The 15,086-nt window shown below is 63.1% G+C and carries 11 protein-coding genes; 10 read left to right on the top strand and 1 reads right to left on the bottom strand.

The features are described 5' to 3' along the window. Positions 1 to 175 precede the first annotated feature (175 nt). Positions 176 to 556 (top strand): fe2+ zn2+ uptake regulation protein, encoded by a 381-nt coding sequence (locus tag PSH84_RS18525; RefSeq protein ID WP_122568560.1) that lies wholly within the window; start codon positions 176 to 178, stop codon positions 554 to 556. Between the two features lie 9 nt (positions 557 to 565). Here PSH84_RS18525 and PSH84_RS18520 read toward each other — a convergent pair whose 3' ends face one another. Next, the gene (locus PSH84_RS18520; RefSeq protein ID WP_305481510.1) at positions 566 to 754 is read right to left on the bottom strand and encodes a hypothetical protein; all 189 of its coding nucleotides are present in this window, start codon (positions 752 to 754) and stop codon (positions 566 to 568) included. Between the two features lie 238 nt (positions 755 to 992). On the opposite strand from PSH84_RS18520, the gene PSH84_RS18515 reads away from it, so the two are divergent. The 9 genes from PSH84_RS18515 to PSH84_RS18475 all read left to right on the top strand — a co-directional run bounded on the left by PSH84_RS18515 (position 993) and on the right by PSH84_RS18475 (position 15,084). After that, positions 993 to 2,987, top strand: a complete 1,995-nt coding sequence (locus tag PSH84_RS18515; protein WP_305471010.1) for a methyl-accepting chemotaxis protein — start codon at positions 993 to 995, stop codon at positions 2,985 to 2,987. Positions 2,988 to 3,224: 237 nt separating this feature from the next. Continuing rightward, on the top strand, positions 3,225 to 3,671 hold the full coding sequence (locus tag PSH84_RS18510) for a DUF411 domain-containing protein (protein WP_305481509.1): 447 nt from the start codon (positions 3,225 to 3,227) through the stop codon (positions 3,669 to 3,671). Continuing rightward, positions 3,671 to 4,105, top strand: a complete 435-nt coding sequence (locus tag PSH84_RS18505) for a YqaA family protein (RefSeq protein ID WP_305481508.1) — start codon at positions 3,671 to 3,673, stop codon at positions 4,103 to 4,105. The genes PSH84_RS18510 and PSH84_RS18505 overlap by 1 nt, the downstream gene beginning before the upstream one ends. Positions 4,106 to 4,190: 85 nt before the next feature. After that, positions 4,191 to 5,222, top strand: a complete 1,032-nt coding sequence (locus tag PSH84_RS18500) for an alpha/beta fold hydrolase (RefSeq protein ID WP_305471005.1) — start codon at positions 4,191 to 4,193, stop codon at positions 5,220 to 5,222. A gap of 11 nt (positions 5,223 to 5,233) precedes the next feature. Next, a complete protein-coding gene (locus PSH84_RS18495) occupies positions 5,234 to 6,196 on the top strand; it encodes a D-2-hydroxyacid dehydrogenase family protein (protein WP_305481507.1) in 963 nt (320 codons plus the stop codon). 648 nt (positions 6,197 to 6,844) lie between these two features. Further along, complete coding sequence (glgA, locus tag PSH84_RS18490) at positions 6,845 to 8,416, top strand: glycogen synthase GlgA (protein WP_122564608.1); 1,572 nt, start codon at positions 6,845 to 6,847, stop codon at positions 8,414 to 8,416. Positions 8,417 to 8,423: 7 nt separating this feature from the next. Then, positions 8,424 to 10,226: a malto-oligosyltrehalose trehalohydrolase gene (gene treZ / locus PSH84_RS18485; RefSeq protein WP_122564609.1), complete on the top strand. Its 1,803-nt coding sequence runs from the start codon at positions 8,424 to 8,426 to the stop codon at positions 10,224 to 10,226. Then, the gene (gene malQ, locus PSH84_RS18480) at positions 10,223 to 12,301 is read left to right on the top strand and encodes a 4-alpha-glucanotransferase (protein WP_122564610.1); all 2,079 of its coding nucleotides are present in this window, start codon (positions 10,223 to 10,225) and stop codon (positions 12,299 to 12,301) included. The genes treZ and malQ overlap by 4 nt, the downstream gene beginning before the upstream one ends. Beyond that, complete coding sequence (locus PSH84_RS18475; RefSeq protein ID WP_305481506.1) at positions 12,298 to 15,084, top strand: malto-oligosyltrehalose synthase; 2,787 nt, start codon at positions 12,298 to 12,300, stop codon at positions 15,082 to 15,084. The genes malQ and PSH84_RS18475 overlap by 4 nt, the downstream gene beginning before the upstream one ends. The last annotated feature ends 2 nt before the right edge of the window (positions 15,085 to 15,086 follow it).

The following is a 15,086-nucleotide window of genomic DNA, read 5'->3' as shown; positions in this document are numbered from 1 at the left end:
TGAAAACGAACCGGATGAAAAAAAATTAATGGCCTTGCGCCGCTTGAACACGGGGGTTTGACGAAGCGGGGGCAATTTTTTCACATCATCGTCCTCATGATTGCGCGTCCTCGTTCGTCCTATAACAGGAGAGTATTCGTGACCTTTTCTGATCAGGCTGGTAAGGAGTTTCTGCATGCGTAACGCGCAACTGCCCATGGAGGGCAAGCCAAGGCCAACCGGCGTCTCGCTGAACGCCACTCACCGTGAATTCGACAGGCCGCCAGAGCGCGGCGGCAATGACCACATCAGGCGCCTGCTCAAGAGCTTCGGGCTCAGGACCAGCCTGATTCGTCTTAAAGTCATCGACGCGCTGCTCAAGGCCGCCCACGAAAACCGCTGCCTGGGTGTGCGTGGTGTGCACAGCCAGTTATTGGGGCTGGACATTCCGTTGTCCTTTCTCAGCGTTCGCGAGGTATTGAAGCGCCTGTGCAGCGAAGGGGTCGTGACCCTCAACGCCGATAAAAGCTACCGCCTGCACCCTAGCGCGATGGCCGTGCTCGAGGCCGAGGAATGAAGCCGGCGCTCAGGGCTTGACCTTGGGCCGCATTACGCCGTTGATCACCACCACGATGACCGCCACGGCAATGGCGATGTATTGAAACAACTGCTCGCTGATCATGCCCTTGCCCTGCATCCAGGACAGCCCCAACATGATTGCCAGGACGACGAGGACGATCAGAATCGAGTATTTCAAACGTTGTGAATGAGTCATTGCCAATTTCCTGAATGTATCCGTTCTGTATCCGAAGGCTTGTCAAGTCCGCACCCTATCGCCTGGATGACGGGTTGCCGACGGCCCCCATGGTACAGCCGAAGGCGTGTCTTCGTGCAATCCGCTCGTTCTATCCCTCGACCAACTGACCTCTAAAGCTGCGTCCTCCCAGGCCGATATAGTCAGGACTGCCCATCCGCCTGCTCCAGAAAGTCGCCTTCGTGCAAGGACTTCCCACATGCCTTCATTCCGAACTATTCAGGCACGCTACACCCTGTTTCTGGTTATTTTCATGCTGGTGCTGTCCCTCCTGACGGTGGTGGGCATCAGTTACCTGGTCGCGCCCAAGCTGCGCCACACCGAAGAGCAAGTGGTCCTGAACCGCATCGCCGAGGTTGCCGAGCAGATCCAGGGCGAATTGAACAAGGTACAGGCGCAGCAACGCAGCATCACCCAGACCATCCCGCTGCTCGACAGCGATGCCATCGACAAAGTGTTGCCGGGGCTGGTGGATCAGTACGGCGAGTTGAAAGTCTTCGGCGGCGGGATCTGGCCCTTGCCCAACCAGCGGGCCGAGGGTCGCAGCAAGTTCAGCACGTTCTGGCACCGCGACGCGTCCGGCAAACTGGTGGTCAATACCTTCTGGAACAGTGACGCCGCGCCCAACTATTACGAACAACCCTGGCACAAGGGCGGCATGGCCACTCCACCGGGCAAATGCGCCTGGGCTGCGGCCTATAAAGATGACGCCAGCGCCGAACCGCGCACCAACTGCGCCATGGCCATCCAGAAAAACGGCGTGCCTTACGGCGTGTCCACCATCGACGTGACCCTGGGCTTCTTCAATGAGCTGGTGGCACGCAAGGAAGCCGACCTGAGCGCCGAGATGCTGATCGTCGAAGGCGACGGCAAGATCATCAGCAACAGTTCGCGCATCAGCGGGCCGATCGTGCTGAAGAACATCAGCGAACTGGCGGCCACCTCGCCATTCGCCGCCCAGGTCAAGGCGGGCCTGGCCCAGCGCGACCAGCCGTTGCAGCGGGTCGAGTTCGACAACAAGGGCGAGGCCAGCACCTTCTTCATGCGCCCTATCGAAGGTTCGCCGTGGTTCCTGGCGACCGCATTGCCAACCCGCCTGATCACCGCCCAGCGCGACGATGTGCTGAGCACGCTGAGCCTGCTGCAGATCCCGATGGTGATCCTGCTGGTCTTGATGCAGCTTTACGCGATCCGCCAGTTGACCCATCGCATGAAGGTGCTCAAAGGCAACATCGACGCCTTGTCCACCGGCGATGCCGACCTGACCCGACGCATCACCATCCGGGCCGAGGATGAATTGGGGGCGATCGGTCATTCGGTCAACCGCTTCATCGCCTACCTGCAAGGCATGATCGGTGAAGTCACCCAGGCCACCGGCGCCATGGCGTCGAGCCTGGGCGATCTGCAACGGACCTCGGCCCATACCAGCGAAATCCTGATGCGCCACGCCTCGGAAACCGACCAGACCGTGACCGCCATCACCCAGATGAGCTCTACGGCTGAAAGCGTCGCGCAAAACGCGGCCGAGACTGCGGCGTTCACCCAACGCGCCAACGAGCATGCCGATCGCTCCCGCGTCGTGGTCGGTGAGGCCTCCAGCAGTGTGGTGGCGTTGATCGATGAAGTCGCCAGCGCCACCCGCAAGGTCGAGAGCATGCAACAAGACGCCCAGCGCATCACCGAGATCCTGGGCGTGATCGGCGCCATCGCCGGGCAGACCAACCTGCTGGCGCTCAACGCCGCTATTGAGGCTGCCCGTGCCGGGGAGCAAGGCCGTGGTTTTGCCGTGGTGGCCGACGAAGTCCGCGCCCTCGCCGCCCGTACCCAGGCCAGTACCTCGGAAATCAACGAAATGCTGACCCGCCTGACCCAAGGCGTGAGCTCGTCGGTCTCGGCCATGGAAAACACCCAGGCCAGTTGCCAGTCGGCGGCCGATGCGACCTCTAGGGTCAACTCGGGCCTGGACGAAATGGCCGGCTCGGTCAGCCAGATCAACAGCCTCAGCACCCAGATCGCTACGGCCGCCGAGCAACAGAGCGCGGTGACCGAGGAGATCAATCGCAGCATGGTGCAAATCCGCCACATGGTGGAGGAACTGGTGGAAAGTGGCCTGGCCAGCGAGGCCAACACCCGGCAACTGCTGGACGCCAATAGTCGGGTGAATACGATCATGGGGCGGTTCAAGGTGCGCTGAAGCGTCTCCATTCACCTGTGTCAGATCTGTGGGAGCAAAGCTTGCTCGCGATAGAGTCGGATCAGTTGCAAGATTGTGACTGACAAACCGCTATCGCGAGCAAGCTAGCTAGCTCCCACAAGACTGCGTTCGTCCTTCCAGCCTGACAATTGTGTAATCCCCGCCTCAGCCCCCTGTCAGCTTGCCCTCGCTACTCTGTTATCCTCCCGCCAAACCGTTCGACACGAGACCTTCTTCATGGCCAACCCCCTGCACCTGCTCGCCTTGAGCACCCTGTTCATGACTACCTTGGCCCAGGCCGCCGAACCCGTCGCCATCGATGTGCACCGCGACGCCAATTGCGGCTGCTGCAAGAAGTGGATCTCGCATCTGCAAGAAAACGGCTTCAAGGTCAACGACCATGTCGAGGCCGACATGAGTTCGGTCAAGCAACGCCTGGGCGTGGCGCCAAACCTGCGTTCCTGCCACACCGCCGAAATCAACGGCAAATTCGTCGAAGGCCATGTCCCGGCCGATCAGGTGCTGGCGTTGAGCAAGCGCGATGACTTGCTCGGCGTGGCCGCGCCGGGCATGCCCATGGGCTCGCCCGGCATGGAAATGGACGGCATGAGCGATGCCTATCAAGTGATTGGCCTGAAGAAAGACGGGACCCAAACCGTAGTGGCGGATTACCCGGCCCACTGATGGGCGAAGCCTATATCGGCTTGTTCCTGGCGGCTTTCGGTGCGGCGACCTTGTTGCCGCTGCAGTCGGAGGCCTTGTTGGTCGGCCTGCTGCTCAGCGAGCGCCACGAAACCTGGCTGTTGCTGGGGGTCGCCACTGTCGGCAACGTCCTGGGTTCGCTGGTGAACTGGTGGCTGGGCACGCGCCTGGAGCACTTCAAGGACCGACGCTGGTTCCCGGTCAGCCCGGCTCACCTGGACAAGGCTCGCGTGCGTTACCAGCGCTTCGGCCGCTGGTCGCTGCTGCTCAGTTGGCTGCCGATCATCGGCGATCCGTTGACCCTGGTGGCCGGGGTGATGGGCGAGCCGTGGCGGCGCTTCCTGCTGATCGTGACCCTGGCCAAGGGCCTGCGCTATGGCGTGCTCGCCCTCGCCACGTTGGGCTGGATGGGTTGAACATTCGGTCCGTTCGGTTGCCTGTGGTTAATACCGCCATAATCGGGTCGCGCCAGGATCGGCCGCGGCCACAAGGAGATTGACCATGTCCCGAACCCCCACGCGCTGGTTGCCCAGCCTGCTCTTCACCGCCGCCCTGCCCCTGCTCGCCCAGGCCGCCACCCCGCCGGAAGGCCCGGCCTACGGCGCTCAGCTGGAGGGCTTCGAATACCCCTATACCCTCAAGCACTTCGCCTTCCAGTCCCAGGGCAAATCGTTGCAGATGGGCTATATGGACGTGCCGGCCCAAGGCAAGGTCAATGGCCGTACCGTGGTGCTGATGCACGGCAAGAATTTCTGCGCCGCCACCTGGGGCGATTCGATCAAGGTGTTGAGCGAGGCCGGCTACCGGGTCATCGCGGCGGACCAGGTCGGTTTCTGCACCTCGAGCAAACCCGAGCATTACCAGTACAGCTTCCAGCAACTGGCGACCAACACCCAAGCCTTGCTCAAGGCCCTCGGTGTACAGAACGCCATCGTCCTCGGCCATTCCACCGGCGGCATGCTCGCCACCCGCTACGCCTTGCAGTTTCCCGATCAGGTCGAGCGCCTGGCAATGGTCAACCCCATCGGCCTGGAAGACTGGAAAGCCATGGGCGTGCCCTATCGCACCGTGGACCAATGGTACGCCCGTGAGCTGAAAGTCACCGCCGAGGGCATTCGCAATTACGAGCGCACGACCTATTACGCCGGCCGCTGGAAGCCTGAGTTCGACCGTTGGGTGGACATGCTCGCCGGCTTGAACAAGGGCCCGGGTCATATGCAAGTGGCGTGGAACTCGGCGCTGATCTACGACATGATCTTCACCCAGCCGGTCTATTACGAGTTCAAGGACCTGACCGTGCCCACCCTGCTGTTGATCGGTACCTCCGACACCACCGCCATCGGCAGCGACATCGCGCCGCCGGCGGTCAAAGCCAAACTGGGCCACTACGAGGTACTGGGCAAGCAGGTGGCCGGGCTGATTCCCCGCTCGACCCTGGTGGAGTTCCCCAATCTGGGGCATGCCCCGCAGATGGAAGAGCCGGATCGATTCCACAAGGCCCTGCTGGGCTGGCTGGACAAACCCATTCCCTGACGAGGTGTTCCATGGCGGTGCAAATAGCAGTCATAGACGATTGGCAAGATGTGGCACGCGATGTGGTGGACTGGTCGGTGCTGGACAGCATCGGCCAGGTGACGTTTCTCCACGACTACCCCGCCGACCGCGACACCCTCGCCGAACGCTTGCAGCGCTTCGAAGTGATTTGCGTGATGCGCGAACGCACCGTGTTCGACGAAGGCCTGCTGCACCGCCTGCCCAATCTCAAGCTGCTGCTTACCGGCGGCATGCGCAATGCCGCCCTGGACCTGAAGGCCGCTGCCGAGCTGGGCATCCAGGTGTGCGGCACCGATAGCTACAAGCACGCCGCACCCGAATTGACCTGGGCGCTGATCATGGCCCTGACCCGCAACCTGGTGCCGGAAGCCACTGCCTTGCGCGCCGGCCTGTGGCAGCAAGGCCTGGGCGGCGACCTGCACGGCAAGACACTGGCGATCCTCGGCCTGGGTAGCATCGGCACACGGGTGGCGCAGTTCGGCCAGGTGTTCGGCATGCGGGTCATCGCCTGGAGCCAGAACCTCAGCGCCGAGCGGGCTGCCGAAGTCGGCGTGACCTACGTCAGCAAGCAGGCGTTGTTCGAACAGGCCGACATTCTCTCGATCCACCTGGTGCTCGGCGAACGCACTCGCGGCCTGGTGGATGCCCAGGCGCTGGGCTGGATGAAACCCGAAGCGCTGCTGGTCAACACCTCCCGCGGGCCGATCGTCGACGAAACCGCCCTGATCGACGCCCTCCAGCACCAGCGCCTGGCTGGCGCCGCCCTGGACGTCTTCGCCCAGGAACCCCTGCCTGCCGACCATCCCTTCCGCACCCTGGACAACGTACTGGCCACGCCTCATGTGGGTTACGTCAGCCGACAGAATTACCAACAGTTCTATTCCCTGATGATCGAAGACCTGCAGGCCTGGGCAAAGGGCACGCCGATTCGATTGCTGACGCCGGCGGGTTGAACCCGCTACATCACCCACCATCATGCCCCTTGTGGGAGCGAGCTTGCTCGCGATAGCGGAGGATCAGTTGCAAGGTTTGTGGCTGACACACCGCTATCGCGAGCAAGCTCGCTCCCACAGGAGACAGTGTGTTTCCCAGGGTGTTATTGGCCATTAAAACGCCTCTATTCCACCCGCCCCTTGATGGTGCAACACGCCATTCCATCGCGCACGCCAATGAACCAACCCCCTCCCCCTACACTTTTTTCTTTGCAGGAAACTGCACTTCGTCGGTGCGTATTCCTCTTCGTCGTGTAAGACATTGCCGCTAAAAAACGTGATTGTCGGACAATGCGACGAACCGAGGCGCACCGCTCTAGGATCTGACCTAGACTGCCTAACCGGGGGGAAAACCGACCGGTCATCCAGACGAAAAAAAGTCGAAACTTTTCGCAACGGCGACAGGTCAGGTTAGAGGTAGGGCAACAGCGACTGGTGCAGTCCTTGCACTGGTCATTGCAACAGCTCCTTCAGCTGATTCGCTTCGCCGCGTTTGGGTAGCCGTTCGCTTTCCTTGCGTTGCGCTTGTGCGCCTGGCCGCAGGATTTGGCCAATGAAACAACAGCTCTGGCGCGTGCCGGAAACAGATCGAGAAAATGGGAGATATGTATGATCAGTGCTGCCTTGGAACCACAACACGTCCGTTCTCAATTACCGCCGGCGGCCGAATCGCCGACGGCCCCGGTGCTGGCCACCGGCGGCAAGGCACTGCTCCCCGTCGTTCGACAGAACCCCAATCGCAAGAAAGTCCTGTTCGTCACCTCGGAAATCGCCGACCTGGTCAAGACCGGCGGCCTGGGCGACGTGTCCTCGGCACTGCCCCGGGCCATGGCCGGGCTGCATGATGTCCGGGTGTTGATCCCTGGTTATCCGCAAGTGATGAACAGCGGCAATCCGATCCACGTCGTCGGCGAGCTGGGCGGCCACGCCGCGCTGCCGCCCTGCAAGATCGGGCGCATGGACATGGCCGACGGCCTGGTGATCTACGTACTGATCTGCCCGGAACTGTTTGCCCGCGAAGGCTCGCCCTACGGTGCCAACAACGGCCGCGACTGGCCCGACAACCACATTCGCTTCGCCCGCCTGGGCTTGGCGGCTGCCGACATCGCCGCCAACCTGGCGCAGATCCATTGGTGCCCGGACCTGGTCCACGCCCACGACTGGCCAGCCGGGTTGGCGCCGGCGTACATGCACTGGCGCGGGCAACGCACCCCGACCCTGTTTACCATCCACAACCTGGCGTACCAGGGTGTGGTCAGCTTGGCCTCCTGCCCGGAACTGGGCATCCCCGAGCACGCCCTGCAACAGGAAGGCATGGAGTTCTACGGCAAATTGTCGTTCCTCAAGGCCGGGATGGCCTACTCCAGCCATATCACCACCGTCAGCGCCACCTACGCCCAGGAGATCACCACCCCGGCGTTTGGTTGCGGGCTCGACGGTTTCCTCGCGGCCAAGACCCAACAAGGCTTGCTCAGCGGCATCCCCAACGGCATCGATGAAAGCTGGGACTCGGCCACCGACACTCACCTGTTTCGCCAGTTCGCCATGGGCGACTGGGAAGGCAAGTCCGTCAACGCGAGCCATGTACGGGAACTGTTTGGTCTCGACGATTCCACGGGCCCATTGTTCGCCGTGGTGTCGCGCCTGGTCTACCAGAAAGGCCTGGACCTGACCGAAGCGGTCGCCGAGTTCATCGTCGAGTCCGGCGGCCAGATCGCCATCATCGGCCGCGGCGAACCCGAGGAAGAACAGGCCATGCGCGAGCTGGCGCTGCGCTTTCCCGGCCGCATCGGCGTGCGCATCGGCTTCAACGAAACCGATGCGCGGCGGATGTTCGCCGGCAGCGATTTCCTGCTGATGCCGTCGCGCTATGAGCCCTGCGGCTTGAGCCAGATGTACGCCCAACGTTTCGGCTCGCTGCCGGTGGCGCGCAATACCGGAGGCCTGGCGGACACCATCGAAGATGGCATCACCGGCTTCCTGTTCGATGAATCCACCGTAGAGAGCTATCAACAAGCCTTGAGCCGAGCCTTCAAGGTCTTCGAATTCCCCGACCTGCTCAACGCCATGCGCTGCCGGGCCATGTCTGCGCCGTTCAACTGGTGCAAGGCCGTGGAACCCTACGCCGAACTCTACGAACAGCTGGTGGCGAAGTCACTGGGAAAATCGGCCAGACAATGAGGTAACAATGACGTCAAGGACGCCTGAGACATGGACCCACGGGGCGGTCATGCTGGATGACGAGCACACCCGCTTCGCCCTCTGGGCCCCGGATGCTTTTTTTGTCAGTGTCGAACTCGACACTGGAGATTCAATACCGCTACTGCCCCAAGCCGACGGCTGGTTCATGATCCAGACCCGTTGCCCCGCCGGCACCCGCTATCGCTACAACATCGATGGCGAGCTGGAGGTGCCGGACCCGGCCTCTCGCGCCCAGGCCGGCGACATCGACCGCCACAGCGTGGTGGTCGACCCGCATGCCTACCCGTGGCGGCACACCCAATGGTCCGGCCGCCCCTGGCACGAAGCCGTGATCTACGAATTGCACGTGGGCGCCCTGGGCGGCTTCAACGGCGTCGAACAGCATTTGGCTCGCCTGGCCGGGTTGGGCGTCACCGCCATCGAGCTGATGCCACTGGCGCAGTTTCCCGGCGATCGCAACTGGGGCTACGACGGGGTCCTGCCCTACGCACCCCAAGCCTCCTACGGCACACCTGAACAGCTCAAGCATCTGATCGACAGCGCCCACGGCCATGGGCTGTCCGTCATTCTGGATGTGGTCTACAACCACTTCGGCCCCGACGGCAATTACCTGCACCGCTATGCCAAGGGCTTCTTCCGCGAAGACAAGCACACACCCTGGGGCGCGGCGATTGATTTCCGCCGCCGCGAAGTGCGGGACTTCTTTATCGACAATGCGCTCATGTGGTTGCTGGAGTACCGTTTCGACGGCCTGCGCCTCGACGCGGTACACGCCATCGAAGACCCGGACTTCCTCCAGGAACTGGCGGCCAGGGTGCGCGAACAGGTAGATCCGATCCGGCATGTCTGGCTAACCGTGGAAAACGAACACAACCAGGCCAGCCTGCTGGAACAGGGCTACGACGCTCAGTGGAACGACGATGGCCACAATGCCCTCCACGTGCTGCTGACCGGTGAGACCGACGCCTACTACGCCGACTATGCCGAGCAACCGACGGAACAACTGGCACGCTGCCTGAGCCAGGGTTTCGTCTTCCAGGGCCACCTCAATCGCCACGGCGAATCCCGGGGAGAACCCAGCGGTCACTTGCCACCGAGCGCGTTCGTGCTGTTCCTGCAGAACCACGACCAGGTTGGCAACCGTGCCCTGGGCGAACGCCTGCATCAGCTTGCCGCGCCCCAGGCCGTGCAAGCGGCGACGGCATTGTTGCTGTTGTCACCGATGATCCCACTGCTGTTCATGGGCGACGAGGTGGCGGCCGAACAACCGTTCCTGTTCTTTACCAGTCATCACGGCGAGCTGGCAGAGCTGGTGCGCGAAGGCCGACGCAACGAGTTCAAGGCGTTCAGTGCCTTTGCCGATCCGCAGACACGCGAGCGGATTCCCGACCCGAACGCGGCCAGCACCTTCGAGGCTTCACGGCCAAGCCTGGAACCGCAACGAGCGGAACAGCAGGCCAGCGAGGCGCTGTATCGCCAACTGCTGAAAATCCGCCGTGAAGAGATCGTCCCGCGCCTGCCCGGCGCCCAGGCCCTGGGGGCCGATGTGCTGGGCAACGGCGCCGTCTGCGCGCGCTGGCGACTGGGCGATGGCAGTGTGTTGCGCATCGACCTGAACCTTGGTGATCAGCCCGTCGAACACCACGCCCCGGAAGAGGCACGCATTCTTTTCGAACATCCGCAGCACGTCATGGGTCTGTTGCAACAGGGCGTCCTTGCGCCCCACAGCGCGCTGGTCAGTCTGACGCAGGCGACAACCTTGCCCAACATCACTGGAGAGCGCCTATGAGCGATGCGCAATTGGAAATCCTCGCCAGCCGAGCGGGCCTGGCGGTGGATTGGATCGATGCCAACGGCCGGCCCCAGAAGGTCTCGCCGGCCGTCTTGCGTTCAGTCCTCACTGGCCTGGGCCATCCCGCCGGCAGCGCCCAGGAAATCGACGCCAGCCTGCTGCAGTTGCAGGAAGATCAACAGAACCATCAGCTGCCACCGCTGATCACCGCCGACGTCGGGGCCAGCCTGGACTTGAGCCGCTACTTCGAGGCCGGGACACCTTGCGAAATCAAACTCGAAGACGGCGCGACACTGAACCTGAACCTCGATGCCGACGCCAAGCTGCCGGGGATGATCCCAGTGGGTTATCAGCACGTCAGCATCCGGGACCAGCATTTCACCCTCGCCGTCGCGCCCGCACGCTGCTACAGCGTGGCCGATGCCGTGGACGACCCGACGCCACGGGCCTGGGGCCTGAGCGCGCAGCTGTATGCCTTGCGACGCCCCGGTGACGGTGGCTTCGGTGACACCCAGGCCCTGGAAGAACTGGCCCGTGTGGCTGGCGAGCGCGGTGCCGAAGCCATTGCCATCAGCCCGATGCACGCGATGTTCAGCAGCGACACCGGGCGCTACAGCCCTTACTCACCGTCCAGCCGACTGTTCCTCAACAGCCTGTACGCCGCGCCCGGCACCATCCTCGGTGAACGCGCCCTGCGCTCCGCTATCGACGCCACCGGCTTGACCAACCAACTGCGCGCCCTGGAAGAGCAGCCGCTGATCGATTGGCCGGTCGCCGCCCAGGCCAAGCAGAAAATCCTCCGCGCCCTGTACGACGGGTTCAGCCAGGGTGCGCACCCGCTGCACGAAGACTTCAGCAGTTTCCGCCACACCAGCGGCGAAGCCTTGGAAAACCATTGCCGCTTCGAGGCCTTGCAGGCCGAACGCGCCGCCCGGGGCGAAAGCCTCGACTGGCGGCAGTGGCCGGAGGAATGGCGCGATCCGCGCAGCTCGGCCCTGGCCCACTTCGCCGAAGAAAATGCCGACGAGATCGGTTTCTACGCCTTTTGCCAATGGTTGATCGCCCGTTGCCTGGAACGCGCCCAGAGCGCAGCCAAATCCAGCGGCATGGGCATCGGCTTGATCGCCGACCTGGCGGTGGGGGCCGATGGCGGTGGCAGCCAGGCCTGGAGTCGCCAGGACGAACTGCTCGCATCGTTGACCGTGGGCGCCCCGCCAGACATTCTCAACCGCTCCGGCCAAGGCTGGGGCATTTCGGCGTTCTCCCCGGAAGGCCTGGTGCGCAACGGCTTTCGCGCCTTCATTGAAATGCTGCGGGCCAACTTCGCCCACGCTGGTGGCTTGCGCATCGATCATGTCATGGGTTTGCAACGGCTCTGGGTGATCCCTAACGACGCCCCGCCCAGCGACGGTGCCTACCTTTATTATCCAGTGGACGACCTGCTGCGCCTGCTGGCACTGGAATCCCATCGGCACCAGGCCATCGTCCTCGGCGAAGACCTCGGTACCGTACCGGAGGGCTTGCGGGACAAACTCAGCGCACGCTCGATCCTCGGCATGCGCGTGCTCTTGTTCGAACAGGACAACACCCACTTCAAGCCTATCCTCGACTGGCCGGACAACGCCTTGGCGACCACCAGCACCCACGACTTGCCGACGCTCAACGGCTGGTGGCACGGTCACGACATCGACTGGAACGCCCGGCTGGACCTGATCGATTCCCCCACCGAAATGGACTGGCGCAAACACCGCGAGCGCGAACGCGAAGGCCTGCGCCAAGTGCTCAACCAGGATCCGCAGAACTTTCGCGAAGAACATCGCGAGACCGACCAGGTGCTGGATGCCAGCGTGCGTTTCCTCGGCCACACCCGCGCGCCGCTGGTGTTGTTGCCGCTCGAAGATGCCCTGGGCATCGAGGAGCAGGCCAACCTGCCTGGTACCACCGACACCCATCCCAATTGGCGCCGCCGCCTCGCCGGGCAAAGCCAGGCGTTGCTGGATCACCCGGACGCCGCCCGGCGTCTGGAAATACTCGCCTGCGCGAGGCTTCAGGCGAACGAGCGTGACCGATGAAACAGACGTTGATCCAACCCCTGCGGGCAACATTGCGCCTGCAGTTTCATAAAGGCTTCACCCTGGACGATGCCATCCCCCAGGTGCCGTACTTCGCCTCGCTGGGCATCAGCCACATTTATGCCTCGCCGCTGCTCAAGGCCCGCGCCGGGTCCATGCACGGCTACGATGTCGTCGACCCGACCCTGGTCAACCCCGAGCTGGGTGGCGAAGCCGCGCTCAAGCGTCTGGTCGCCGCCTTGCGCGAGCACCGGATGGGCTTGATCCTCGACATCGTCTCCAATCACATGGCCGTTGGCGGCAATGACAACCCCTGGTGGCTGGATCTGCTGGAATGGGGACGGCTGAGCCCGTACGGCGAGTTCTTCGACATCCAGTGGCATTCCCCGGACCCGCTGATGGAAGGCCAATTGTTGCTGCCGTTCCTGGGCAGCGACTACGGCGTGGCCTTGCAGGAAGGCACCTTGCAACTGCGCTTCGACGCCACCCACGGCAGCTTCTACGTCGAGCACTATGAACACCGCTTCCCGATTTGCCCGATGCACTACGGCGAACTGCTCAAACCGGCCGAAACGCTGCCCGTCGAGCAAGCCGAAGCGCTCAAGACCCTGGCTGAGCGCTTCACCACGCTCAATTACCAGACCGATGCCCACACCCTCGCCCGCCCGTTGCAAACGGAGTTGCAGGCGCTGGCGGCACAAACCGGGATCCTGGCCGCCATCGAGGACAACCTGAGTGGCTATGACTCCACCCAGCCCCTGGGTTTCGAACGCCTGCATCAGTTGCTGGAGCGCCAGAGCTACCGCCTCGCCAGCTGGCGCACCGCTGCGGACGATATCAATTGGCGGCGTTTTTTCGATGTCAACGAACTGGGTGGGCTGCGGGTCGAGCGTCCAGCAGTATTCGAAGCCACTCATGCAAAGATCTTCGAGTTGATCGGCGAGGGACTGGTGGACGGGCTGCGGATCGATCACATCGACGGTCTCGCCGACCCTCGGGGTTACTGCCGCAAACTACGCCGACGCGTCGATTCACTGTCGCCGAACCGACACTTGCCGATTTTCGTCGAAAAGATCCTTGGTGATGGCGAGACCTTGCGGCGGGACTGGAACATCGACGGCAGTACCGGTTACGAGTTCATGAACCAGGTCTCGCTGCTGCAGCATGACCCGGCCGGCGCCGCTCCCCTCGCCGAGTTCTGGAGCCGGCACAGTGAGCGGCCGGCGCACTTCATCGAAGAAGCCCGCCTGGCCCGCCAGCAGATACTCAATGGCTCCCTGGCCGGGGATTTCGAAAGCGTCGCCCAGGCCCTGCTGCAAGTGGCCCGGGACGATGTGATGACCCGCGACCTGACGCTGGGCGCGATTCGACGGGCCTTGCAGGAGTTGATCGTGCATTTCCCGGTGTACCGCACCTACATCACACCCCTGGGACGCGCCGCCGAAGACGAAGTGTTTTTCAACCAGGCCCTGGAAGGCGCCCGGCAAACCCTCAGCGAAGCCGACTGGCCGGTGCTCGATTGCCTGGCCGGCTGGCTCGGTGGAATGCCCTGGCGGCAACGCCCGCGCGGCAGCCAGCGCAAACGCCTGCGTCACGCCTGCGTGCGCTTCCAGCAACTGACCTCGCCGGCCGCCGCCAAAGCCGTGGAGGACACCGCCCTCTATCGCTCGGCGGTGCTGTTGTCGCGCAATGACGTGGGCTATAACACCGAGCGTTTCAGCGCCCCGGTGCAGGAATTCCACCAGGCGTGTCTCGAACGCCTCGAGCATTTTCCCGACAACCTGATGACCACCGCCACCCACGACCACAAGCGCGGCGAAGACACCCGCGCCAGGCTGGCCGTGCTCAGCGAACGCGCCGACTGGTACGCCGCCTGCGTCGAACAATGGCGCATCCTCGCGCCTTCACTGCACAGCGATCCGGCGGCGCCCTCGGCCGGTGATGAGCTGATCCTTTACCAGGCACTGCTCGGCAGTTGGCCGCTGGACCTTGACCATCAGGAACACAAGGCATTGGCCGCCTACAACGAGCGCCTGTGGCAATGGCAACGCAAGGCCTTGCGTGAAGCCAAGCTGCAAAGCAGTTGGGCGGCGGTCAACGACGCTTACGAACAAGCCACACAGATGTTCCTCGAACGCCTGCTGCTGGGCGATGAGGGGTTGCCCTTGCGCAGCGCCATCGCCGAGGCGGTCCAGGCCGTGGCCCCGGCGGGTGCCCTCAACAGTCTGGCGCAAACTTTGCTGCGCATGACCGTACCCGGCGTACCGGACCTGTACCAAGGCAACGAGTTCTGGGACTTCAGCCTGGTGGACCCGGACAACCGTCGCCCGGTGGATTTCCAGGCACGCCGCGAGGCGATGCGCGCCGAGAACACCCCTACCGCGTTGGTACGCGATTGGCGTGACGGCCGGATCAAGCAAGCCTTGATCGCCAGGACACTAGCCGTGCGGGCCGAGTATCCGCAGTTATGGCGCCAGGGCCGCTACCAACCGCTGGAAGTGCTCGGCGAACAGGCCCAGCGGATACTGGCCTTCATGCGCGAGGACTCGCAACAACGGGCGATCATTGTCGTACCGGTCCATGCGGCGCACTTGCTGGAAAACAGTGCCGTGCCGCTGGTGGCTGCGTCGGATTGGGGCGATACCCGCATATCGTTACCGTTCGCCGCCCAGGATGAAAAACTGAAGGGACTTTTTTCAAGCGTCACAGTCACACCCCAAAGGGAGCTGCTGATCAGCACCGCGCTGGGGAATTTCCCGGTCAATGTCTTTATCCAATCTTGAGT

Origin of the sequence: Pseudomonas beijingensis, assembly GCF_030687295.1 — a bacterium.
In the GTDB taxonomy this organism is placed as follows: domain Bacteria; phylum Pseudomonadota; class Gammaproteobacteria; order Pseudomonadales; family Pseudomonadaceae; genus Aquipseudomonas; species Aquipseudomonas beijingensis.
This window is presented reverse-complemented; position numbering and strand designations above follow the sequence as displayed.